This window comes from Paenibacillus phytohabitans, from assembly GCF_013141775.1.
Lineage (GTDB): Bacteria > Bacillota > Bacilli > Paenibacillales > Paenibacillaceae > Paenibacillus_AQ > Paenibacillus_AQ phytohabitans.
The window spans coordinates 36,413-60,693 of the sequence record NZ_WHOB01000018.1; the positions used below are offsets into that span (position 1 = coordinate 36,413).

A 24,281-nucleotide genomic window follows, 5' to 3' on the forward strand; every position below is an offset into this window, starting at 1 on the left:
ATTTTGAGAGGAGCATGCTTAGTGACAGATACTCATGAATCCCCGCCAGGCAGCAGCCTGCCTGAGATCATCTCCAAGCCGGCGCACCGGGCGCTAGCCGGAGCCGGTATTGTAAATCTCGAGCAGCTAACCACAATTACCGAAGCAGAGCTGCTGAAGCTGCACGGTATGGGTCCCAAGGGCATCCGGATCCTACGGCAGGCGCTTGCAGACAAAGGGCTTGATTTTGCCAAGTAAGCTGGTTTAGTGTGACGCTCAACGTGATACATCAAACAGCGGCAGCCATGGACGGGATGAAGTCCTGAGCTGCCGCTGTTATGTTTGTACTGGCTTAGCCGGAGATATGATCAAGCTTTAACTGTATTTTGTACAACTAAAGCTTGCCCATATGCCTCAGAAGGAGTTTTAATTGCACTCTGTACACTTATATAATCCTTTTTTGCCGAAGAAGAATACTTTGTTCAATTTTAATTGTACAGAATACAGCTATTCCTGCATAAACGGGCTTTCGCCGTCTTTTAATTGTACAGAATACAGTTATCTGCCATGCGCTCCTCATTTCCTACTTCAGATCTGACCTTGTAATATAAGCATCTACAGTTATTACCACGATTCTCAAGTTGATCTATATGTAATTCTTTATACTCTCAATCTTCTCCAAAATATTCTTCCAATCAGGTTCATCTGCAAGCAGGATTGTCCCACTTTCAGTTGAGCTGATTATATCTTCATATTGAATTTGATTTTGTTGTAATTGATCTAAGTTGATCTCTACACCAAGAGGTTTCTTAGCACACTGCAATATTTGCTTTTGCATTTCATAGCCGAATGACCGGAAACATTGTAGCAGCTCCCCAACAAACTCATTATACCCACAGCTATACTTACCTCGTTTAGTATTCCAAAAATCTATTCCATTCTCATCTATAAAATCAGCTGTCCAGTAAAAATGGATTTCATTTTTATTTCTTATTATAAAAAGATCCGGTCCGCCTACTAGATATCCAAAATCCAGCCTTCTGGAGAACAACCACCCTTGGGCAGATTCCATGAATAGATCATATTGCTCGTCACTCTCATCCCAAGTATTCATTAACCACTGCTGTAACGATTTTCGGTAATCTTCTATTTTTTCAATTGAATTCACATATTCGAAAACTTCATCAGGTACGGGAAATGCGATATAAGGAAGAATATCACAAATGTCACTGAATATTCGGGCAAACGGATAGTCTATAAAAGGTACTATTTTATCCTTATTATGATTCTTCAATAACTCTTCATTGTACTGGGGAAACTGAACTCTAGCGAAATCAAACCAGTAATAAGAATCGGTTAAAGCGAACCAGCTTAGCGTTGATTTTCCATTGTAACTCCATGGGGCTATGTCTTCAATATTTTTTAGTATAAACTTTAACAAAATATCACCTCGATGATATAGTAATTTAGAAATTAGTAGATGTATTCGTTACCATAGAGAAAACCGTCAGAGAGAAAATCAGGCAGAGCGCTTCAATTTCTTGTGTAATATAATAAATGGCTCCGACAACCACAAGCCCTGTTGCATTACAGATAACAAGCCGCTTTACCAGCGATTCCCCGGCAAATCTGATGACAGCAAATTGAAGAATACTAAGCAGGATATGCAGAGGGTACAGATTAATAAGAACAGCACAAACACGACGAATCCGCCGGGGCCACTGATATATGAGGTCTCAGACACTAATGAATTATCGATGCCCGTGACCATTATGCCGTATAACACACTTAACACTGGCGAGATGAGGCAGATATTCATTAAAAGTTCTCTTTTTGCTTTGTCCATGTTCTAAACTCCTAACAGAAGTCTCTCATCCACATCGTGGAGAGAGACTTTCTTTCTGAAGTCCGCAGTATTATTTATTTCGCGGTTACATCTTTGATTCCCCTCAAGATTCTATAAACTGCAAAGCACGTCTGGTGTGATAATCAGAGATTCCCTTTGCAGTCTGCTGATCCGGATAACCTCTCTGGGCCAACTTCAATCCAGCCGAGATCAAGGAAAGATGATGATGATATTGATAGAACAGCTTCCTGTTTACATCGAGATTATCATTCTTCAGAAACCGGTAGAAATCGCCAAAACGGAATTCCATAAAACTGTGCTCGTGCTCAATATCGTAGAATCCGGCTCCTTCAATATCAATTAAACAGGGTTCAAGCTGATCCGTAACCAGCACATGGTTAGGACCGAGCTCTCCATGGATATATCCATAACGCCTTCTGGGTTCTACTCTTGATTCAAGTTTGTACAGCATATCGAGCAGCTTACCCTGATTCCTGCGGATAACATCAATATATTCAGAGGCATATGTCAACTGAATTATAGCATTTTGCAATTGGATAAGATGACATTGTCCCGTGTCGTGCTCGGTCTGATCAGGTTTTCCGTAAATTTCGCTTTCCCCCGCATGCATGCCCGTAATCATGTCTCCCAGGCGTTGAAAGATAGTATCCTTAACCCTGGAATCGGAATGACTGAAATAGGCCTCGGCAGCTTGCCCGGCTACATACTCAACAAGCGCATAATCAAAATCATAAGGATTCCTGTCCTTATTCATATCATAGAGGGCAGGCGTCCGGATAGAATGTTCGAGTAAGTATCTGTTGTTTATCTCAAATTGTTCGCTGCCGTAGGATTGTGCATTCGTATTCTGACCGGCAATTTCTTGCTGAAAATAATTCATGGTTATATCCCACACATACAGCACGCAAGAAAATCCATTAGTGCAATCTATCTTATAGACCACCTTTTGTGCGCCTCCATGCATCTTTGTAACCATTGCAACAGCATAACTTGTGCCAAAGACCTTCTCTACATACGCCTGTAAGGCAGCAGGATCGAGATGACAATAATTTTCCAAGGAACAACACTCCGCTTCTTCATTTATTGCCGGCTACCCCACTGTATTATATTTACCGGAAAAAATATAGACTGTTTCTTTCCGTTCTGTTATTATGTTGAATTAGGTCTTGAATAAAATCGGCATACAAAACAGTCCTTGGAATCCTTCCAAAGACTGTTTTGTATTTGCTGTATTTCCCCGGATATAGCCCCTGTTCTCTTACTCCGTTTGGACTGCGAGCAGCTCCAGAATATCCAGGTTATTGTTTACGATAATCAGCTTATCCTTATACTCACTGCTCTCAATAAACCGGGGAAGCTTCACGAGATTATAATCTCTGTTCCACTCTATCAGCTCCCGGACACTTTCAATAGTCTCACGCTTGTTAGATACGGCCGCTCCGGATACGCGTTCTTCATGCCTTTTACATATTCGCTCTTCTTGTACAGATAACGGTGGCATAAGCACGATGACCTTGTCCGCAGCCAGTAAACTTGGCCCTACCCACGCGCGGTATACACCTTCGATGATCCATGATTCACGGCTGACGATTTCTTTCAGCTTGCGGTCCCGCTCTTCCTCCGGCGCTTTCACTCCATATACATCCGCTTCGTTATCCCAGAAAATATCATCTAACTCGTAATGCGGGATATTCAGTTTCCGGCTTACTAATGCGGATATGTAGGATTTTCCGCTTCCACTGCCGCCTATAATATGTAATTTCATTACCCGTCTCCCCTCCGCCCCATCAGACGCTAATAACCGTACGGATGGCCATCCGTACGGTTATTAGTCAATTTTATTATACTAGATGCCTAACGCTTACTTCCAGATCTCATCGGCAATCTCTTTGATGAAAGCAAGCTTGCGCCATTGCTGCTCCTCTGTCAGGTGGTTGCCTTCTTCGGTCGAGGCGAATCCGCATTGCGGGCTCAGGCATATCCGGTTCAGATCAACGTATTGCTTCGCTTCCTCAATCCGCTTCAGAATATCTTCCTTGCTCTCAAGCTCACCGAATTTGGAAGAGAATACGCCAAGCACAACCTGCTGGTTATCCTTCAGGAAGCGGAGCGGCTTGAAGTCCCCAGCACGTTCGGTATCAAACTCCAGATAGTATCCCGAGTAGTTATCGATGCCGAGCAATGTTTGTACGATCGGCTCATAACCTCCGCCTACACCTGCATAGGTGGATACATAATTGCCGCGGCATACATGTGTAGTCACAATCAGATCCTCCGGCAGACCGGCTGCAACCGCTTTGTTCAATTCAGCAAATTCATTCGCATACTCAGCAACATTCACACCGATCTGCTCCATGACAGCCACAAATTGCTCGTCACACAGGGCTCCCCATGTGCAATCGTCAATTTGAATACTGCGGCAACCCGCTGCATAGATATCCAGAATCGCTGCACGGTACGCCTTGGCAATATCGGCAACAAGCTCTCTGCGGTCAGGATATAGGGCGCTTGTACTTTCCTTGTTCTCCGCCCGGTCCAGCTCGAACAGGAACTGCGCAGCTGCAGGAATGGATTGGCGTGCAACCACGTCATCACCCGCAATTCCTTTCAGAAAAGCATAATGCGCGACAAAAGGATGGCCGCTATAGCCTATTTTACCGGTTAGGCGGGCTGTTTCAGGTCTCGATTCGGCACCATTAAAATTATAGCCTTGATCAATGATTGTACGTGCTACACCATCGAAGCCCCAGAAAAAGTCCAGATGCCACCAGGAGCGGCGGAATTCACCATCGGTAACCGCTTGAAGCCCTACCTCCTTTTGTTTCTGCACGAGCTTAACAATCTCAGCATTCTCAACTTCTGTAAGCTGGCTGGCGGTGATTTCACCGTTCTTGTATTGTAATCTGGCATCCTTAAGCGCGGCAGGGCGCAGGAAGCTGCCAACGATATCATATCGGAAAGGGGTAGTGGTACGTTTCAAAGGTTCGGTTTGAGTTCTCATTAGGTAATCTCCTCGCTGAATAATTATACAATCAATATAGCATAGAAGGTCAGCTATACCGTTCTACTCATCCGTTATGATTGGTTATAATTATTTGTTATAGCCAGCGGTAGCTTATTTGCCCTCATTAGCCATGTAATTCTATCAACAGTTCATTCAGCCGGTCGAAATTCTGTTCATTAGCTTCCATCAGGAACGGCCTGGCCCCTGCGAGGAATCTCGGGTTCACAAATACTTGACGGAATGTCACAGTTGTCCCGCCGTTACTGTCTTGAAATATTGCTGTAACCTGAAATTCAGGTTCATTTAGATGATGGATTACGATGCGCTCAAAAGGTTCGATCTCTTCAAAAGCACTGTGATTGGGATAATTCTTCCCATCCGGTCCATGCATAACAAACCGCCACTCGCCTCCAGGTCTCAAGTCAAATTCATGAAACGTATTGCTGAAACCCTCCGGCCCCCACCAGCGGGCCAGCTGCTCAGGGTTTGTCCAAGCCCCGAAGACGGCCTCCCGCGGATAATTGAACCGGCGTGAATTGATAACTTCGTTCTCCTCTATATCACCTGTCATAACACGGCCTCCTAGAGTATAGTGCCTAAAGTATCAAGCATTTCCTTCGTTCCATGCTCGCGCACTTCTGGAGTATCGTAGCCGTCGAAGAACGCTCCCTGCTCTGTGAATATCAGCGTAGTGCCGCCATCAACCGGGATGAGCTCAACCGTTGTAATTGAAACGGAAATTCGAGTCCCATCCGAATCCAGAGTATACGTATAGACAATCCGCTGCTGTGGGACTATCTCCTGGTAGCATACATCGAAGGTAAAGACCGGCCCGTCCGGCGGACCTCCTCTGCTGAATTCGCGACCTCCGACGCGAAAATCAAAAATTTCTGGTTTGGAGAACCATTTTGACTTGGCAGCCGGGTCAGCCCAAGCCTGGTAGACCCTCTCTGGTGATGCGGCGTATGTCCGCTCGACTACAAAAGTAGCATGTTTAACAAAACGTTCTGTCACGGTTAGTCCTCCTCTGACTCCAATCCATTATTTGCTCCGGCAAGAAAATCCCCGAGTGAATCCAGCCGGTACACCCAGCTTGTATGCCGTTCAACAACCAGCTTCTCATGGCTTATTTTCATCGCCTGCAGTAGCCGGGTGAAATCTTCGACCGCTAGCGCTGTCTTGCCCTGCATTAGCTTAGATACATGCTGCAACTGCTCCAATAGAATCTGCTGCTGCCTGATCTGCTCTTTCACCCGGCCCGTCTGCAGGTTTACGATCTCTAGTGCGCTGATTTGTTCACCGCCCAGTATGGACTTAATCTCCTCAAGGGATAAACCCAATTCCTTAAGTGAAACAATCTGCTGCAGCTGTGACAGGTCGGCTTCATTGTACAGCCTGTGACCGGAATCGGTCCGGCCGGATGGCGAGAACAAGCCGGTCTGATCGTAGAACCGCAGCGTCCGGACAGTCAAGCCAGTCAGCTTGGCCAATTCCCCCACTTTCCAGTGTCGTTCCATAGTTACTCCTTCGTTAACGTTAACGGTTTACCGGTGTTTTTAGTATAAAAGATGACGTAACGTAAGATGCAAGCGAAAATATCTACTAAAAAATATCTTTTAGCGGCTGCACCGGTTGGTCACCGATAAAATCCCGGTTAACTCCCCGCACGGTCCGCTTCATACAGCTTCGTCATATGCTCCATATGAGAAACTCCCCAATCATTCAATACCTGCAGCACAGAACTTAATCCTTTCCCATATTCCGAGATTGAATATTCAACCTTAGGCGGGATTTGATTGTACACTTCACGGTGCACGATATCGTTATACTCAAGTTCTCTTAATTGCTGGGTGAGCATCTTCTTGTTAATATCCGGAATGGATTTCTGCAGTTCTCCGAATCGCATGGTGCCTTTGTTCATTAGCTGCAGCAGAATAACAGGCTTCCATTTGCCGATCAGAATGTCCAGTGCCGATTCAAACTTACAATACGATTCCATAGCCTCCAGCTCCTTATCCTGCGTATGGTTACTTTTTCTTAACTATGTTTATTAAAAGTGCCTACTTTCGCGTACTGCTTCATTGGGGCTATTATACCAGTAACGAACGGCAAATAAGTAATCTGGAGGAGTCATTCATGAATATTGCATTGTGGATTGTACAGGGAATTGCAGCAGCAGGTTTTGTATATTCGGGCTGGCTTAAGGCATTCCGGTACGGGCAGGCGAAAAAATCCTGGGGATGGGTATCGGATGTTCCCAAGGCATTAGTGGTCTTTATAGGGGTAGCCGAACTATTAGGCGCAGGCGGATTGATACTTCCTTATTCGCTGAATATTGTACCTGTGTTAACGCCGGTTGCCGCAGCTGCCCTTGCAGTGACTGTCCTAGGCGGCGCCCTTTTCCATATCAAACGCAAGGAATACCGGGAGATCGGCGTGAACATCGTCTTTATCGTGTTGGCTCTAATTGTCGCGGTTGGACGGTTCTGAAGCATCCACGCTGTCCAACCGGTCAATCAGCTGACGCAGGCCCGTTTCATCTGCGGCATACTGCCGGACATCCTCTCCGAGCTGCTTGTCGATCTGCTCTCTCAGAAAGGTATAAGTATAAGTGACGCCATCATATTCTCCCGTGTGATCAGCGATCACATGGATTATACTTTCGACGTTATCAATCAGACTGAAGAGCAGAATCGAATTTCGGTAGAACGCCTCCCCGCTTATTGCCCCATCCTTCATCACTCCGGCAGCGTCCTTCATGGAGTAGTTGATCGTTAATTCATAAGGGCGGGAGCCTGTTTTCAGCTCGATTCCTGCGCCTTCCAGACCTGCCGGCAACGGCATTTCACCAATCAGCGCAACCACCTTGCTATTATCCCCCACAAAGTTTGTCTTGCTCTCCATAAGCTGATCCACCGCATAACCGGAATAAAGCGATTGCGGTGAATTCAGCACCGGCTTAGGATTCGCTATACATCCTACTATCAACGCAACAATCACAAGTATAGATCCTGCAACCACACCGGAAGCAGGCTGACGATATGCGAGAATATTCTTAATTCTGGCCTTCACACTACTCTCGCCAAAAGCAAGCGGACTGCCGGGGAATCCCCCGCTCCGGCGGATGGAAAGAGCAAGCAGGGTGCTCGAGTAGCTTCCTTTAATTTGCGGGCCCAGCTTCTTGACGACCGTTTCATCACAGGACATCTCCATATCTTTACTCATAAGTGCATAAGACAGCCACATCAGCGGATTAAACCAATGGATAATCACGAGCAGGTACATTAGCGGCTTAATCAGATAATCCCGTCTGCTGATATGAGTCTGCTCATGCAGTACGATATAGAACAGCTCATGGGCCCCTATTCCAACCGGAAGATAGATCCTCGGCTTCACGAACCCGCAAACGAAGGGTGTAGTGATCTGATCCGTTTCAAAGATATTATCCATAACGAGGGTTGCCGTACGGACTCTGCGAAGTATTCTCAAATAAGAGATAACACTGTACAGAAGGAGTACAGCAGCACCTGCCAGCCAGATTATGCTTCCTGCCCACAGAATGAATTGCATAGGATTAGCACTGGCTGCCGGATCAGCGGATGGAAGAAAGCTATTTATAAAGCTTACTGTGCTGCTTATTCCAGAGTCTACAGCAGGCTGCAGCTGCGTTCCAATATTGTGCGGTACGAATTTCATTGCACCTGTGCCGCCTTGGCCCTCAGGCTGAACGAGCCGCAATATACTGAAGCTTGAAGTGAAGCTGACGGGGATGACCAGTCTGATCACTACAGCCGACCACAAGAGATAGGAGAAGATTCTGGGAGCGCGCCGCAGAAGAACTCTCGCCAGGATCACCGCAACTGCCACGTAACTTGCCGTAATACTCATGTTCAGGATACTGACAAACAGATTCGTCACTGGGTCGCCTCCTCTATAATCTTCTTCAGCTCCGCCGCCTCCTTCGCAGACAACTTCTTGTCTCCCAGAAAGGCGGTCAGAAACTGCGGCAACGACCCGTCAAAAGCTTTATCTACTACCGTCTGGCTCTCGTATCGCTGTGCCTCTGATTTGGGGATGATGGCAGTAACGGTTGCCCCTTCATTCCTGAGGATTCCCCGCTCGCACAGCTTTCTTAGTACGGTATAGGTCGTGGACTTCTTCCAGCCCAACTTAGTCAGGCTTAATTTCACCAGCTCTGTTGAATTAACGGGCTCATTGTCCCAAACCAGGCAAGCGAATTTATATTCGGCGTCGAATAATTTGTAGGGCTCCATCTGGCTCACTCCTCATAAGTTTACTGCAATAGACCTCTTACCGGTAAGTCTATTGCAATAAACCTGCCCTGTCAAGATAATGTCTGTTCATTCATTTCAGTGTATTTCGGGTTATTAGACAGGCCAAAAAGCCGAAACCAATCAATCGCTCAGGGGTTTCGGCTGTTGGATTTCAAATTCTACTCAGCTTACAGTTGGCCCGTCCAGATATTCCAGGACAGAAAAATGCATACCGCCGCCATTACAAAAAAAACAGCAGAAACCCGGGTGTTTGAACGGAAATTAACGCCATAGGCTGTAAAAAAGATTGCTGCTGCTAATTTAGAAGTTAGCTGATAATAACCGTTTTGCGGAAACGAGGAGCTGCTAAATATAACGGCCGCAAGCAATGTGGTAATAATAAGAATCTTAAACCACATAGGTTCTGTTAAGAATTGTTTGTAGATTAGAATGATCCGCTGCATCCTAGCCGCCCTTTCATTTATCTGAAATTTTATCCTTTTCTTTAATTTCACTATACCTGAATATAAAAAAAACCGGAACCACCTAATTTCTTAGGGGTTCCGGCTTCATGCTTACCTCTTTAAACCTTACGGACGGTCAATCCAGATATATCCGTCTTCATCCACTTCAACGGTAGCATGGAGACCTTGTGCCAGAACACGCAGCGGCACGTAAGCATCTCCGTATTCATCCACGAATACAGGCTGTGGAAGCTTAACGGTAGCGCCGGCAATCTGTGCCTGTGCGGAGCCGATTTTGAATACCAGCAGATCGCCGTAGACATCATCGGTTACATTAATCGCACGATTAGCCGCATCCCACTCAACAGAAGCATCCAGGTCCTCTGCAATATAGCGCAGCGGAACATAAGTGGTGCCATTGTCCACGATAGGATAATAGTAATCATCATCCGGTGCGATCATCAGGCTCTTATACGTAATTCCCATATCATCCTTGAGCAGGTTATAGACCGCAGAACCCTGTTCAAAGCTTCTCAGCGTCTCACCCGGTGTAAGCTGCGCTGACGAGTAATCAATGCCGCCGGTTGTGCTGATCGGATCAGCAGTTACAGGACCATTCACGTTCCAGGTCTCTGAAACCAGCTTCACATTGATACTCTGCAGCGGCAGATCTTCACTGGCCGGAAGAGCAACCTTGAGATCAATATTCTGCTTACGGACATGGAAGCCGCTGTCCACGAACAGGTCCACGGTCAGCTTCGTGTCTTTGCCGAGAACAGTCTTCAGTTCAGGAGTACTCTCGTAGAGACTCTCGAGCTGCTTGTCGTAGACCAACAGGAGAGCATCCACTGCCAGCTTGGCAGCATCATGAGCTACAGTAACTACGCCTTCTTTGTCATCCAGCGGAATCTCTCCGAAGCCGAGACTATTCAGATCTTCACCTGAAGCCTCCAGCAGCGGATACAGATAATCATAGAGGCCGCTGATCAGGGCAGTGAAGCCTTCAGTGTCTTTGGAGATCGATCTCAGGAAGCTCTTCAGCAGGACTGGAAGCTCTTCACCCGTAATTTCGGTATGTAGCTTCGTCAAGCTGGTCTGCTGGCCATATACAGATTCCGATACTGAGGCAACCGTAATTGCTCCAGGATTCGGCAGGTTCTTCACCACAAACTGGGAGATCAGCTTGGAAAGCTCCAGTGTCTTCGTCTGATCCAGACCTTCTATGCCGAGGGTGTCTTCATATCCCTGAATCGGGAAATAGAACGGCTGCTTAGCTCCTTCAGCGGTAAATACAATATTCGCCTGATCCATGAAGAAGGAGAACGGAATTTTGGATTGCTTATACCCGACAATTCCCGATGCCGAGACATTGCCGTTGTCCTGCAGCTTCACACTTCCAAGCGTAAGGGATAATGAATTAATAAGGTCAACAATCTCCTGATCCTCCGCACGGATGCCTACTGCCGGAACAGCGCTTAAGCTAAGCGTTGTGCTTGATTCTGAGGATTTCACATCTAAATCCCCAAGCAATGCCTTGTTGACATCAAATCCGCCGACGGTTTGGCAGCCTGCCAGGATCAGCAGCAGTGCAAGAAACGGCACCAGCCATTTAGTTCTTGCTTTCATTTTCTTCATAGCATGTCTCCTCTAGCTCATAATGTGGTAACGTATCCATCATCTCAAAGGAGGAAGGATTTGTAAATGTAGAGGTCAGATTCTATTATCCCTTCATAGGGTAAATAAACTCCGCCACTCTATAGATACCCAATCTTGGAAAAAGAGAATCTTTACCAACGCAAGTACCGCTAAATGTGCGGGATAAAATGACCACCAGACCCAGCGCGGCAGCCGTTTCCGCTCCAGTAATATCCAGAAGCCCGGAGTCAGCGCAATGAGAAGGGTAGGCACAATACTAGCCATCTGCACCAGCCAGTTATAATAGAACAAATAGAATACATTCAGTGCAAAATGTGCCAGCACAAGCCAATACGAGCGGGTATAACGGAAAATCAGGACCAGAAGCAGCCCGTACGCATTATAGTCCAGCGGCAGAAGATCCATGAGCAGCACCGCAAGGATAACTACCGGAATCCCGTACCACAGCTTCGGCAGCTTATCGAGCAGCGTCAGCACGGCAGCAGACAGCAGGAGGGTGAACACCACATTCCATCCGCCGGGGTCCAGCGCCAAATTGTACGGAATCTGGGCAAGCAGGGCGATCACCAGCAGCCGCCGCAGATAGCGGGGTCTCGATGAAGTATGTATATGCCCTTGCACCAGCGCGTAGCAGTAAATCGGAAAAGCAATTCTCCCCACAAACCTCCAGGCAAGCTCGCCCGGGAAAAAAATATAGCCGATGTGGTCGATCAGCATGGTCAGCATGGCAATAATCTGCATCTGTGGCCTCCTGTCACAGTTATGTATTAGTTTACGCCTTAGATGCTATTATCCATGGCCGGACGGGTTGCTGCAAGTGTTGCATGGGATCTTTATGTCAAAAAACCAGAATTGCCCCCTGCCTGGGAGCAATTCTGGCGGCATTTCAAGCCTAAGCCGTCTTCGACTTATTATAAATATCAAAGCCAACTGCCAGCAGCAGCACCAGACCTTTAATGCCCTGCTGCCAGTCTACGCCGAGGCCGACGAGCGACATCCCGTTATTCATAACCCCCATGACCAGACCGCCGATGATTGCGCCGACCACGGTCCCGATCCCGCCGGAAGCGGAAGCTCCGCCGATGAAGCAGGCGGCAATGGCATCCAGCTCGAAGTTGGTGCCTGCTTTGGGTGTAGCCGAGTTGAGCCGTGCAGCGAACACCAGCCCGGACAATGCGGCCAGTACACCCATGTTGACGAATACCCAGAAGGTGACACGTTTGGTTTTGACCCCGGAGAGGCTTGCCGCCTTCTCGTTGCCGCCAAGTGCGTAGATATGCCGGCCCATCGTCATGTGATTCATGACGAATGAATAAATCGCGATCAGCACCAGCAGAATGACGAGGATGTTCGGAATCCCGTTATATTGGGCAATGACATAAGTGAACAGGTTGATTACAATGACCAGTGCCGCCGCCTTGCCAACCGAAATCCACACCGGGGATTGTTCGAAGCCGTATTTAAGGGTGATTTTGCGGCTGCGGTATTCCTGATAGACAACCAGAACCGACAGGAGGACTCCGATGACCAGGGTCAGCACATTCAGCGAACTGCCGCCGGCGATATCGGGGAGGAACCCCGAGCTGATCTTCTGAAAAGCCTTGGGAAACGGTGCAATGGATTGTCCATTAAGCACGATCATCGTTAGGCCCCGGAACAGCAGCATCCCTGCCAGGGTGACGATAAACGCCGGAATTTTGATATAAGCGACCCAGAAGCCCTGCCAGGCACCGACCAGTGCGCCCATCAAGAGCGAAAGAATCACAGCTAGCACAGGATTCATCTTCATATCGACCATCATAATGGCCGAGAGTGCGCCGATGAAGGCGGCCACCGAACCTACTGACAGATCAATGTGCCCGGTGATAATGACGAGTACCATCCCGATGGCGAGCACCAGAATGTAGCTGTTCTGCAGAATCAGATTGGTTACGTTCAGCGGCTTCAGCAGAATGCCGTCCGTCATAATTTGAAAGAAAATAGAAATAAAGATCAACGCAATAATCATGCCGTATTGGCGGATATTCTTTTTGAAAAGTTCAGTAATGGCTCCCATGCGGTGTTACCCCCTGCTTCGTGTCATAAATTTCATCAACAGCTCCTGCGATGCATCCTTCCGCTCCACTTCCCCGCTGATGCGCCCTTCGCACATCGTGTAGATCCGGTCACACATCCCGATAATTTCCGGCAGCTCGGACGAGATAACCAGCACGCCTTTACCTTCTGCCGCCAGACCGTTAATAATCGAGTAGATTTCGTATTTGGCGCCCACATCAATCCCGCGTGTAGGCTCATCCAGGATCAGAATATCAGGCTGGGCATAGATCCATTTACTGAGCACCACCTTCTGCTGGTTGCCGCCGCTGAGATTGACGGTCTTTTGCAGAATGCTCGGCGTCTTGATGTTCAGCTTCTTCCGGTATTCCTCGGCGACCAGCACTTCCTCATTCTCATTGATCACCCCGCGGCGGGAGAGCTTCTTCAGATTGCTGAGTGATATGTTACGTTTGATATCGTCAATCAGAATGAGGCCGTATTGCTTGCGGTCTTCAGTGACGTAGGCTAGCCCGCTTTCTATTGCCTGGGTAATATTGTTAAGGTGTACCTCTCTGCCGTGCATAAAGGTCTGTCCGCTGATCCGCTTGCCGTAAGACTTCCCGAACACGCTCATGGCCAGCTCCGTGCGTCCAGCGCCCATCAGCCCGGCAATGCCGACAACCTCGCCGCGCCGGATGTGCAGATTGATCTGATCCAGCATTTTGCGGTCCTGCTGGGTGGGATGATATACTTCCCAGTTACGGATCTCGAAGATGGTTTCCCCCAGCTCCGGCGTCCGCTCCGGATAACGGTTCGTCAGATCGCGCCCGACCATGCCCTTAATAATCACATCTTCAGTGACTGCATCGCGCTTCATATCCAGCGTCTTAATGGTCTGCCCATCCCGCAGAATCGTTACAGAATCCGCTATCTTCTCGATTTCGTTCAATTTGTGGGAAATGATAATCGAGGAAATCCCCCGCTTCTTCAGCTCCAGAATGAGCAGCAGCAGGTTCTCGCTATCATCCTCGTTCAGCGCCGCCGTCGGTTCATCGAGAATGAGCAGCTTCACTTCCTTGGAGAGCGCCTTGGCGATCTCTACGAGCTGCTGCTTGCCGACGCCGATCGTTGATACTCCGGTAAACGGCGATTCCTTGAGGCCGACGGTTGTAAGCAGCTCCTTGGTCTTCACCGTCGTTTCGTTCCAGTTGATCACCCCGCGCCGCGCTTGCTCATTGCCGAGGAAGATGTTCTCCGAAATCGACAAATACGGAATCAGCGCCAGCTCCTGATGGATAATGACGATACCCAGGCCCTCACTGTCCTTAATATCCTTGAACTGGCATACCTGCCCCTGATACAAAATATCCCCTTCGTAGGTGCCATGCGGATACACTCCGCTTAACACCTTCATCAGCGTGGACTTACCGGCCCCGTTCTCCCCGCAGAGGGCGTGTATCTCGCCTGCCTTAACCTGCAGATTGACATTCGCGAGCGCTTTGACGCCGGGGAATGTCTTCGTAATGCCTTTCATCTCCAAGATATATTCACTCAAGTGTCTCTCACCCAGCTTTCCTTGTGACTGTGCAGCGGCTGCCGGCGGCTGTCCTGAATCCTGGCTGCCGCCGGTTTGCCGCTAATAACTGCCATATAAGCTGAACTTATGAAGGATCTCTGCCTGCTTCATAAGTTCACTCTGTGCAGCAGGTTACTCTCCCAGCTGATCTTTGGTATAGTAGCCGCCGTCAACCAGCACCTTGTCTACGTTGCTTGCATCCACAGACACTGGCTCCAGCAGGTAGGACGGAACGATTTTGACACCATTGTCGTAGGTTGTGGTATCGTTGACTTCGGCTTCCGTACCCTTCAGCACGCTTTCAGTCATCTCCACCGCCTTCTTGGCCAGCTCACGGGTATCCTTGAATACCGTCTGCGTCTGCTCTCCGGCCAGAATGGATTTCACGGAAGCCAGCTCGGCATCCTGTCCGGTAACTACCGGAAGCTTCTTGTCGCCCGAGCCGTAGCCCACGCCCTTCAGGGAGGAGAGAATGCCGATGCTAATGCCATCATAAGGAGAGAGTACAGCGTCGAGATTATCGCTGGCATAGTTGGCGCTCAGCAGGTTATCCATCCGCGCCTGGGCAGCAGCACCGTCCCAGCGCAGCGTGGCGACCTGATCCATCGTAAGCTGCTTGCTGCGGACGACCAGCTTGCCGGAATCGATATACGGCTTCAGGATGGACATCGCCCCATCGAAGAAGAAGTAGGCATTGTTGTCATCCGGCGATCCGCCGAACAGCTCAATATTGAATGGGCCTTTGCCGTCTTTCAGGCCCAGCTTCTCTTCAATGTAAGAGCCTTGCAGCACGCCCACCTTGAAATTATCGAAGGTTGCATAGTAGTCTACATATTCACTTTTTTTGATCAGACGGTCATAAGCGATGACTTTGACATCTGCATCATGCGCCTTCTGCAGCACATCCGTCAGGGCCTCTCCGTCAATTGAAGCGATTACAATTGCATTCACGCCTTTGGTGATCATATTCTCGATCTGGGATACCTGGTTCTCCACGACATCCTCTGCATACTGCAGATCAGTGCCGTAACCCAGCTTCTCGAACTCCTTCACCATGTTGTTGCCGTCATTCACCCAGCGTTCGGAGGATTTTGTCGGCATGGCGATACCGACCTTGCCTTTGGAAGAGTCTCCGCCGCTTGCGGAATTCCCGCTGTTGCCGCATGCGGATAAGATGAGTACGAGTGTTAGTAGCAATGTGATCACTGAATATTTTTTCATTCCTGCACTACCCCCTGGACTATTCTGTTGTCTTCCACGGGTGCTCCCGTGTGACATGTTGAGTATAGCAACGGAGGCCATGGGGCGTATTTACACTCAGACTACTGTTTTTATAAAATTCCAACTTTTGTAATCGGAGGGTACAACAAAAAACCGCATGCAGCCCGGAGGCGCACACGGTTAAGGGTGAAGCAATGGAGTTATACGGGCTGATTCAAATCGCTTAACGCCTGCTTGATCTCTTCCAGCTCCTGCTTCAATTGGGTGAACAGGAGACTATTACTCTCTGCAGTCTTGTGTTTGAAATTGGTCTTGCTTAAGAAAGCCATATAAACACCCGATATTCTTCTGGTGATATTCTCCGCTTCCGCAGGCCCTGAGGACAGCCTGAAAAATTGATTCATCTGCTGTCTGGTCAGCTCGGTGAACGCAAATTTCTCCAGACACGACTCCAGAACTACGATGCTGCCCAGTGCAGCTTGCCTATATTCTCCGGCCGTTCCGGTATTGCTCACAGCATTGACTTCTTCCAAATTGCGCACCCCTTGCGGTATGTATATATGAACATCCTACTCTTTTCTGCGCCTGCCGTCACTTCCATTCTCAGGCTGTACCCCTTTGCGGAACTGCAGGGGCGACACGCCGGTCTGCTTCTTGAACGCAGTGCTGAAATAATGCTGCGTCTCATACCCCGACTGCTCAGCCACCTCATGGATGCTCAGCTCTGTTGAATGCAGCAGCTGGGCGGCCCGGCGGATTCGTATTTGCGTCAAATACATGCCGAAGGATTCACCCAGCTCCTGCTTGAACAGGCGGCTGAGATATACTGGTGAGGCCAGAAGCTGGCCGGCCATCCCCTCCAGGGTAAGCCCGTATTCGCTGTAATGCTCCTGTATATACTGCTTCGCCCGGCGGACAAGCGGTGACAGCGGCTGCTCTTTGGCCAGTGCCACCCGGCAGCTCCGGTAGGCGGAAGCCAGCTCGGTAATCTCCCCCTGTACAAGCCGGGTGCCGACTTCAACAGCAATTTTGAGATTGCTGCGCACAGCACCTTCTACTCCGGCAAACACCTGCTCGCCTGCGTCATCCCACAGCAGTGCAACGACCAGTCCGGCAGTGTCCCGGAAGATCACCTTGGTATACGGCTCCAGCAGCTCCGTGATGATATTCTCGATCGCGAACAGGAACAGCTGGCGTTCGTTCTCCTTCATCCCCGGATGCTGGCCCTCCCATCTCCAGCGGATAATGCCGATCCGCTCCGGCCGATCCGGCGGCAGCTGCAGGAATTGCAGCTGCTCCCTGATCTCCGCCTGGCTCAGATTCCCGTCCAGCCATTCCTGGCAGAAGCGCTCGCGCAGCAGCGGGAAATTCTTCTGCAGCTGCCGGGAGGCCTGCTGCAGATGCTGGCTCTGCTGCTTCTCCGATTCCAGCTCATCCCTGACACCCCGGAGCACCTGCATCAGCTGCTTCGGCTCGGCTGGCTTCAGAATGTAGTCATTCACCTGCAGACGGATCGACTCCTGGGCATATGAGAATTCATCATGGCCTGTGATGACAATGATTTTGCAGCCGGGCAGCTGTTCCCTCAGCCGCTTCATCAGCTCCATGCCATGCATAATCGGCATATTAAGATCCACCAGCGCAATATGAATGGAATGCTGTACCGCCAGCTCCAGCGCCTCTTCCCCGTCTTCTGCCTCGGCAACCACAGTCATCCCCAGACCGTCCCAGTCCACACATTGCCGGATGCCTTCGCGGATGATCCCCTCATCATCGGCAATCATTACTTTCCATTTGTCCAGCATGTTCGGATATCCTCCTCTTCCTTAATCCTTCGCAGGATAACTGTCACGGACCACCGGATGCCGGACGGTTACGACCGTTCCGCTTCCGGGTTCACTCTCAAGTGTAATTCCATACGGCTTCCCATAGGTCAGTCTAAGCCGTGCCTGCACGTTCAGAATTCCGTAGCCGCTTCCCGCGCTGTCCGGCAGCGGCGCTTCTGTCTCCATATGCCCGCTGTCCTGTGTTCCTACAGCCTCAAGCCGCTGCTTCAGCAGACTCAGCCGCTGCGGAGTGATCCCTGCACCGTCATCACGAACTGTAAGGTATAGCTCATTCTCTCTTTCCACGACTTCTATAGAGAGATGTCCGGGACCGCGGCGTTCCTTAATGCCGTGATAAATCGCATTCTCCACCATCGGCTGCAGCAGCAGCTTAAGCACATACAGCTCCTGAAGCTGCGGCTCCACTTCGATGGAATATGTCAGCTTGCTGCTGTAGCGGACATGCTGGATTTTCAGATAGCTGACGATATGCTCCAGCTCATCGGAGAGCGGGATCATATCGCTCCCTTTGCTTAAGCCCAGCCGGAACAGCTTGGACAGGGACTGTACCACCTCAGCAATATCCTCTGCCCCCTTGCTGCGGGCCATCCAGTGGATTGTATCCAGCGTATTGTAGAGAAAATGCGGTTTGATATGCGCCTGCAGACTGCGCAGCTCCGCTTCCCTCTTTTGCCGCGCCTGCAATTCTGTCAGGGACAAGAGCCGGCCAATCTGGGCCAGCATGGTATTGAAGCTGCGCCCGAGCAGCCCGATCTCATCAGAACGGTTCCCCCAGTAGCGGATCGTCAGATCGCCCGACTGCGCCTTGCTCATGAAGGAAGCCAGTTGTCCGATCGGACGTGAAATGGAATATGCGAGATAGAAGGAAGCCGTCATCCCCAGCATACAGACTACAAACACGAAGGTTACGACATTGAAGGTAATCTCGCGCACCCCAAAGGCTGACTCATCCATCGGAAACACGCCCATCGTTGTCCAGCCTGTAAAGGGAGAGGTCCGGTAGATCAGCTGCAAATGGCGGCCGTCCACGATTTCCGTGGTGATACCCGAAGACTCGGTGAACAGGCCTGCCGGAATCTTTTGCATAAAAGGGTGCTGCGGCGCGTAGATCATCTCCCCGTTGTCGTCCACCACCGTCAGGTAGCCTGTCTTGCCCAGTGTGACATCTCTGGCTGTCTCGGCAATGACCCGCAGCTTCAGGTCGACCAGCACCACTCCCTGCACAACCTGCGTTTCAGGATCAACAATTGCCCTTACAGCGGAGACCACCTCGCTCTCCTTATAATCCACATGGGACCTTACAGCGCGGCCGTAAGGATGCCCGACAATCTTGAAGATCCCCTTATTCTCCGCTGCCTGCTTGTACCAGGCCTCCTCCGTCAGCCGGGTACCGGAACGGGTATACATCTCATTGCTGATGAAATCGCCTTCACTATTGACCAGCATAATCCCGGCAATCTCGGAGCTGAGTGTAGTGAAGCCCTGCAGAAACTTGCGGATGTTATATTCCGCCGACTCCCCGTTGTCCTCAGTACTGCCTCGCTGCCCGTTACCCGTCACATTCCCCTTCAGAAATTTCTGCACACCGGGGTCAAACGAAATCAGATAGGTGATCTTCTGCAGATTCTCTACATCGCTCTCTATGGCCGTATTCACCTTGCCGATCAGCTGCACCGTGTTCTCGTTGCTCTGTTCCTCCACGATCCGGTCAACCGTCCAGCCAATCAGCAGCCCCAGCCCGATGGAGGGCAGAATGCTGATCAGCAAAAAATGAATAATCAGCTTGTAGCGGATCGGCATATTATTCAGCTTCAGCTTCTCCATGTTCAGGCTGCCCTTGCGCATGACATGCTCCCCCTCTGCCGCAGCAGCCTACTTGGCATAATAGTTATCCACGTTCACCCGTGTGACCACATCTATCCCTGTATCGACCGTATCCGGTACGGGTACGGGCTTATTGTTCGCATACGCTTCAGAGTCCGATTCCAGATCACGATGCAGATGAAACAGCTCTGTCAGCGACCAATAGCCCATATTCCAGGTCCCCTGTGCCATGGTTGCCGCAATCTTGCCTTCCTTCACCAGATCGAGCGTGCCCTTATCGGTATCGAAGCTGATAATCTGCGGTGCAAGGCCGCTGCCTTGAGCAGCATCCACCGCCTCTGCCACACCGATCCCGCCATTGGATTCCGTGGCAAAAATCCCGGCTAGCTGCGGATACCCGGCCAGCAGCTGCTCGGCAGCTTCCCGCGAGGCCACCTGGTCTCCCCGGCCATCCTTGACGGCTACAAGCTTCATTTGCGGATACTCGTTTCGGATAGTATCCCGGAAGCCATCGGTCCGCTCTTGATGATTATGCTGATCCGGTGTGGTGATGATGGCCACTTCGCCTTTGTTGCCGGTCAGCTCAGCCATCTTGTGTGCGGCCTGGGTCCCGGCATTGTAATTATCCGTTCCCAGGAAGGAATAAGCCTTGCTGTCCGGCGCTCCCGAATCAAATAATACCACCGGAATGCCGGCCTCCACCGCCTTGTTGATCGTCGCCGTGAGCAGCTTGGAATTCACCGCCGAAATCGCAATCCCCGCCGGCTTCTTGGCGATGGTCTGCTCCAGCACGGTCATCTGTTCATTGGCATTATGCTGGGTCGAGCCGTGGTATTCCACGGACACATTAAGCTCCTCTGCCGCATCCTCGAAGCCCTTCAGCACGCTTTTCCAGTAGTCGATGCCGATCTGGAATGTGACCATCACATATTTATCTTCAATATTCCCGCGCAGTCCGGCTGTCTCCCACGGGTCCGCCGAATCCCCCTGCTGCTTGTAATTCAGCACATAGATCAGGAAGATACCGATTAGCAGCACATAGACTAGCCAGAGTTTTTTCACGTATGTAACCCCTTTCAAAACAAGAAGTAAATGACACGGTCCACTTGCCCTGACCGATGTCCAGTCTAGTCTAAGGGCTCGGCAGGCTTCCCGTCAATTACGATCCGCTGGATTGATCTGCTACGGCCGGAGCATCAGTTGGAGCACGGGTTGGACAACCCGGATGCCTTGCTCTTAGATTTATGAATATGATACGACATTTTATGTCGTACCAGCTGTTTTATACTGGAACAGTAACATTCAAATTGCTGAAATGAGGACTACACAAATGGTAAAAACAAAGCGCGGACGGGTACTCTGGACCCTGCCCTCCCATGGCCGCGGCACCTGCCCGGTCTGCGGAACAACCAGAATTAAGCTGCTCTACACAAAAGTAAAGTCTGATGGGGGAACCCTGAAGGTCTGCAAGCGCTGTGACAAGGCGCCTCAAGCCAAAGTAGATGCCGTAGCCAAGTAAACACAACCCGGATGTCCGCCCGGCTTCATGCTTCATGCATGGATGCCAGGGCGGCATCTTTGCCTTGTTGCGGTGGAAGTTCATCAGACGCTATACTGAAATCTGACAGAAAGGAGCGGAGCCGCATGAGCCATATTCACCGTATTCAGTGGTTTGACCAGCAAATCAGAAATGCCTGTTATCCGAACAGCAATATTCTTGCGGAGCAATTCGAAATCTCCAGGCGCCAGGCGCAGCGGGATATTGAATATATGGCGGAATCTCTGCGGGCTCCGCTCCGCTACGTGGCCAGCCAGCGCGGGTATATGTACGAGGATAACAGCTTTGTCCTGCCTCATCTGTACATCACCGACGAAGAGCAGCAGGTACTGAAATATCTGGCTTACCGGTACAGCCATTATGATTATGAGAACGGCCAGACTATCCGGAGAGTCGGTGGCCTGCTGGAACGGTTCACAGACCAGCCCTTGCAGGCAGGGGAATTCAAGCTGCCTGTATTTGAAGTAAATGCCCGGCGTCTGCAGGTTATCGGACTCTTAGAGCAAGCTATTCAAGCCCGCAGGGTAGTACACATCCTCTGCCGGAAGCAGCCGGATCACCCCCGGGAATTATATCTCTGTCCAATGAAGCTGAGCCGCCGTCTGGAGGAAGATTATGTGCTTGCTGCCATAGAAGGGAATTCCCGGACAGAGTTTTTTAACTTGACCGAGATCCTGCAGCTGAAGCTGACGGACAGATATTTCGCAGCGGACGATGAATTCTCAGCCGCTCCGCCGGAACAGAATAGACAGCTGAAGCCGTTCACAGCCAGAATCCGGCTAAGCGGGATGCCTGCAGATTCCTCATGGGGAGGGTATACGATCCGGTCCGCTGATGGAGAAGTCTATGAAATTGAATTTTTTGATACGGAGGCCTTTGTGGGGCAGCTGTTCAGCTCGGAATGGACTGAAATTCTGTCCCCCAAATGGCTGAAAGAGAAAGTAAGGATCAGATGCCAGAACGTACTGAATCTGCTGAATGAACAGGAGAGCCGGAGTGATCATTAACGGAATACAAATGAAGCGCGAATCCAAATCTTTTACCGATGCCCTCTATGCCGTCCTCACTGCCGCCGGGTTATTCCATGGACCCACATTCATGCTCTCCGGGCTCAGCGGTATGGCCTTCAAATTCTCTGTGCATGAGAAGCTCTTCCCCTTCTCCGTTACTGCTTATGGACAGTGGGGCAAAGAGCATGGACCGGCCATCGATAATCTCGGCATCCTTACCGGACATAGCGGAGGCAGAACAAGACATGATTCGTTCGCCGTATATCAGCAGGCCGCCATTGAAGATGTGAAGCATAGTCTGGACCGCGGACTCGCCTGTGTCTATTGGATACCGGAGTTCGGCGTTATTCACGGCTATGATGAGGACGACCGGGTGTTCTATGTGCAGGATGGATCGTCCACCGGGACCCGTTATGTGCTCTATGATAATTTCGGCCTCAACATTACCCCGTTCTGGTATTGCCAGTATATCGGAGATAAGGTGGATATTCCGCTGCGTGACGCAGTACTGGAATCACTGAGGCTCGCCCTTGAGGATTGGGAGACTCCGTACAAAACACTGCCCGATCAGAGTATTGCATCAGGCAGACTGGCTTACAGCTTCCTGATCCGGGCTCTTCAGCAGGGAGAGTTCGACAGCAGCGGGGCCGTCTATATTCTCGAATCTTACCTGACGGCGCGCTCAGAGATCACGAGTTATCTGCAGGAGGTTGAGTCCGTATTGCCGGGCCTGAATGAGGTACACAGTATTTATGCTGAGCTGGAAGAGATGGTGCGCGGGCAGTTGAAGGTTGCACTTCCGTTGACTAACAGCAGCCGGGCGCTGGTACACCAGCAGCTTCCCTCACTCTGTACCACCCTGCAGCAGGCGCTTGAGCTGGAGGAACGCGCTATGCAGCAGCTTAGAATTATCTCCGGGCGGTATCCGGACCGGAAACGTTCAATTATTCCAAGATGGGGGGCGCATACGGCCAGATGATGAACAGAACAGAATTGGATTCAGTACCGGCGGCCGTGCATCCTCCGCAATTGTCTCATTCTTATGTAGATGCCATGTACCAGGTTCTGTCGGCTAACGGCTGGTTCACAATGCCCAAATATATGTTATCCGGAATGACTGCCTCCTGCTTCCGTCTGTCCTTGCATAGACAGCTTCACCGTGACTCACCAATGGCTTATAACTGGATGGCTGAGCACACGGTGGCAGCAGATTTAATCGGCATTGTCTCTGCACAAGCGGCAGGGTTTCATTTCACCCCTACGTTTCCGCTCTATCAGAAGCAGGCTATCCTGGCAATCCGCAAATCGCTTAAGCAAGGCACAGGCGTCATCTGCTGGAAAGATCAGTTTGTGGTGATAACCCGCTCCGATGATCAGAAGCAGGTATTCTGCTACAACGAAATATCTTCAAGAGCAGAACTGGAGCTGCCTTATGATCAGCTGGGAAGAAATGTAGGCCCTTATTGGCACTGTCAGATCTTCGAAGGACAGATCCAGAAGGACATACGGCAGGTGATTAGAGAATCCTTCATCCAGGCTGTATACAAGGCAGAGGTACATGATCCGATGCTGCCGGAATCGCAGTATGCCTGCGGTCTGCAGGCTTATGATGCCATGCTGGACGCCTTGTCGCGCAGCACATATGATGCTGCCGGTGCTTATGAAACCTTGGTGTTCTATGCTGCCAGTAAGAAGGACGCGTCCAGCTACACCAGAGCAGCCTGCGAATATTGGCCTGAGCTCGAGTCTACCGCCAGCCATTATGAGCGTCTCTCTGCTGTCTATCATGAAATTGCGGCTCTATTAAGCCCGGACGCGTCACACACTCCAGCTCTACGGCAACAAAGGCTGCTTCCTCTCATCCGCGAGGCTAAGCATACCGAGACCGAAGCGATCCAGTCCATCCGCCTGCTGCTGCGCGAGCCGATCGAGAACCGCTTCCATGATGTGGGGCTGCGCTGATT

Annotated in this window: 26 protein-coding genes; 6 read left to right on the plus strand and 20 right to left on the minus strand. The window is 50.2% G+C overall.

Annotation, left to right across the window (positions count from 1 at the left end; all coding sequences use genetic code 11):
* The first annotated feature begins 21 nt into the window (after positions 1-21).
* Entirely contained in the window at positions 22-237 is a 216-nt protein-coding gene (locus tag GC101_RS05190; protein WP_076245482.1) for a helix-hairpin-helix domain-containing protein, read from the plus strand.
* A 388-nt stretch (positions 238-625) separates the two neighbouring features.
* Here the strand turns inward: GC101_RS05190 and GC101_RS05195 are convergent, their stop codons facing one another.
* The 9 genes from GC101_RS05195 to GC101_RS05235 form a co-directional block, all read right to left on the minus strand.
* Positions 626-1,420 (minus strand): DUF5984 family protein, encoded by a 795-nt coding sequence (locus GC101_RS05195; protein ID WP_171716400.1) that lies wholly within the window; start codon positions 1,418-1,420, stop codon positions 626-628.
* A gap of 165 nt (positions 1,421-1,585) precedes the next feature.
* Positions 1,586-1,825: a hypothetical protein gene (locus GC101_RS05200; protein WP_171716401.1), complete on the minus strand. Its 240-nt coding sequence runs from the start codon at positions 1,823-1,825 to the stop codon at positions 1,586-1,588.
* A 103-nt stretch (positions 1,826-1,928) separates the two neighbouring features.
* Positions 1,929-2,903 (minus strand): phosphotransferase family protein, encoded by a 975-nt coding sequence (locus GC101_RS05205; protein WP_246354181.1) that lies wholly within the window; start codon positions 2,901-2,903, stop codon positions 1,929-1,931.
* 201 nt (positions 2,904-3,104) lie between these two features.
* Positions 3,105-3,611 carry a P-loop NTPase family protein gene (locus GC101_RS05210; RefSeq protein WP_171716402.1) on the minus strand — a complete coding sequence of 169 codons (507 nt, stop codon included), beginning with the start codon at positions 3,609-3,611 and terminating at the stop codon, positions 3,105-3,107.
* 96 nt (positions 3,612-3,707) lie between these two features.
* On the minus strand, positions 3,708-4,847 hold the full coding sequence (locus tag GC101_RS05215; RefSeq protein WP_171716403.1) for a 5-methyltetrahydropteroyltriglutamate--homocysteine S-methyltransferase: 1,140 nt from the start codon (positions 4,845-4,847) through the stop codon (positions 3,708-3,710).
* Between the two features lie 127 nt (positions 4,848-4,974).
* The gene (locus tag GC101_RS05220; RefSeq protein ID WP_171716404.1) at positions 4,975-5,421 is read right to left on the minus strand and encodes an SRPBCC family protein; all 447 of its coding nucleotides are present in this window, start codon (positions 5,419-5,421) and stop codon (positions 4,975-4,977) included.
* An 11-nt stretch (positions 5,422-5,432) separates the two neighbouring features.
* A complete protein-coding gene (locus tag GC101_RS05225; protein ID WP_171716405.1) occupies positions 5,433-5,864 on the minus strand; it encodes an SRPBCC domain-containing protein in 432 nt (143 codons plus the stop codon).
* A 2-nt stretch (positions 5,865-5,866) separates the two neighbouring features.
* On the minus strand, positions 5,867-6,367 hold the full coding sequence (locus GC101_RS05230; RefSeq protein ID WP_171716406.1) for a MerR family transcriptional regulator: 501 nt from the start codon (positions 6,365-6,367) through the stop codon (positions 5,867-5,869).
* Positions 6,368-6,504: 137 nt separating this feature from the next.
* Entirely contained in the window at positions 6,505-6,849 is a 345-nt protein-coding gene (locus tag GC101_RS05235; RefSeq protein ID WP_171716407.1) for a winged helix-turn-helix transcriptional regulator, read from the minus strand.
* Positions 6,850-6,986: 137 nt separating this feature from the next.
* Between GC101_RS05235 and GC101_RS05240 the strand changes: the two genes are divergently transcribed.
* Positions 6,987-7,340, plus strand: a complete 354-nt coding sequence (locus GC101_RS05240) for a DoxX family protein (protein ID WP_171716408.1) — start codon at positions 6,987-6,989, stop codon at positions 7,338-7,340.
* Here the strand turns inward: GC101_RS05240 and GC101_RS05245 are convergent.
* The 11 genes from GC101_RS05245 to GC101_RS05295 all read right to left on the minus strand — a co-directional run bounded on the left by GC101_RS05245 (position 7,314) and on the right by GC101_RS05295 (position 20,811).
* Positions 7,314-8,768, minus strand: coding sequence for a M56 family metallopeptidase (locus GC101_RS05245; protein WP_171716409.1), 1,455 nt, complete (start codon positions 8,766-8,768; stop codon positions 7,314-7,316). The genes GC101_RS05240 and GC101_RS05245 overlap by 27 nt on opposite strands.
* The gene (locus GC101_RS05250) at positions 8,765-9,124 is read right to left on the minus strand and encodes a BlaI/MecI/CopY family transcriptional regulator (protein WP_171716410.1); all 360 of its coding nucleotides are present in this window, start codon (positions 9,122-9,124) and stop codon (positions 8,765-8,767) included. Before GC101_RS05250 ends, GC101_RS05245 begins: the two co-directional genes overlap by 4 nt.
* A gap of 590 nt (positions 9,125-9,714) precedes the next feature.
* On the minus strand, positions 9,715-11,223 hold the full coding sequence (locus tag GC101_RS05255) for a copper amine oxidase N-terminal domain-containing protein (RefSeq protein ID WP_171716411.1): 1,509 nt from the start codon (positions 11,221-11,223) through the stop codon (positions 9,715-9,717).
* Between the two features lie 93 nt (positions 11,224-11,316).
* A complete protein-coding gene (locus GC101_RS05260) occupies positions 11,317-11,985 on the minus strand; it encodes a TraX family protein (RefSeq protein WP_171716412.1) in 669 nt (222 codons plus the stop codon).
* Between the two features lie 151 nt (positions 11,986-12,136).
* Positions 12,137-13,300, minus strand: coding sequence for a multiple monosaccharide ABC transporter permease (mmsB, locus tag GC101_RS05265; RefSeq protein WP_171716413.1), 1,164 nt, complete (start codon positions 13,298-13,300; stop codon positions 12,137-12,139).
* A 6-nt stretch (positions 13,301-13,306) separates the two neighbouring features.
* A complete protein-coding gene (gene mmsA / locus GC101_RS05270; RefSeq protein ID WP_042136642.1) occupies positions 13,307-14,836 on the minus strand; it encodes a multiple monosaccharide ABC transporter ATP-binding protein in 1,530 nt (509 codons plus the stop codon).
* 153 nt (positions 14,837-14,989) lie between these two features.
* Positions 14,990-16,078 (minus strand): multiple monosaccharide ABC transporter substrate-binding protein, encoded by a 1,089-nt coding sequence (gene chvE, locus GC101_RS05275; RefSeq protein ID WP_171716414.1) that lies wholly within the window; start codon positions 16,076-16,078, stop codon positions 14,990-14,992.
* A 200-nt stretch (positions 16,079-16,278) separates the two neighbouring features.
* Complete coding sequence (locus GC101_RS05280) at positions 16,279-16,611, minus strand: hypothetical protein (protein ID WP_171716415.1); 333 nt, start codon at positions 16,609-16,611, stop codon at positions 16,279-16,281.
* A 36-nt stretch (positions 16,612-16,647) separates the two neighbouring features.
* Positions 16,648-17,883: a response regulator gene (locus GC101_RS05285; RefSeq protein ID WP_171716416.1), complete on the minus strand. Its 1,236-nt coding sequence runs from the start codon at positions 17,881-17,883 to the stop codon at positions 16,648-16,650.
* A 21-nt stretch (positions 17,884-17,904) separates the two neighbouring features.
* Positions 17,905-19,770: a cache domain-containing sensor histidine kinase gene (locus GC101_RS05290; protein ID WP_171716417.1), complete on the minus strand. Its 1,866-nt coding sequence runs from the start codon at positions 19,768-19,770 to the stop codon at positions 17,905-17,907.
* A gap of 27 nt (positions 19,771-19,797) precedes the next feature.
* Positions 19,798-20,811: a substrate-binding domain-containing protein gene (locus GC101_RS05295; protein ID WP_171716418.1), complete on the minus strand. Its 1,014-nt coding sequence runs from the start codon at positions 20,809-20,811 to the stop codon at positions 19,798-19,800.
* A gap of 268 nt (positions 20,812-21,079) precedes the next feature.
* On the opposite strand from GC101_RS05295, the gene GC101_RS05300 reads away from it, so the two are divergent.
* From GC101_RS05300 to GC101_RS05315, 4 genes are all read left to right on the plus strand, one after another.
* Complete coding sequence (locus GC101_RS05300; protein WP_042136633.1) at positions 21,080-21,268, plus strand: hypothetical protein; 189 nt, start codon at positions 21,080-21,082, stop codon at positions 21,266-21,268.
* A gap of 125 nt (positions 21,269-21,393) precedes the next feature.
* Positions 21,394-22,314 (plus strand): helix-turn-helix transcriptional regulator, encoded by a 921-nt coding sequence (locus GC101_RS05305; RefSeq protein WP_171716419.1) that lies wholly within the window; start codon positions 21,394-21,396, stop codon positions 22,312-22,314.
* Positions 22,304-23,296 carry a hypothetical protein gene (locus GC101_RS05310; protein WP_343049604.1) on the plus strand — a complete coding sequence of 331 codons (993 nt, stop codon included), beginning with the start codon at positions 22,304-22,306 and terminating at the stop codon, positions 23,294-23,296. The genes GC101_RS05305 and GC101_RS05310 overlap by 11 nt, the downstream gene beginning before the upstream one ends.
* On the plus strand, positions 23,293-24,279 hold the full coding sequence (locus tag GC101_RS05315) for a hypothetical protein (protein ID WP_171716421.1): 987 nt from the start codon (positions 23,293-23,295) through the stop codon (positions 24,277-24,279). The genes GC101_RS05310 and GC101_RS05315 overlap by 4 nt, the downstream gene beginning before the upstream one ends.
* The last annotated feature ends 2 nt before the right edge of the window (positions 24,280-24,281 follow it).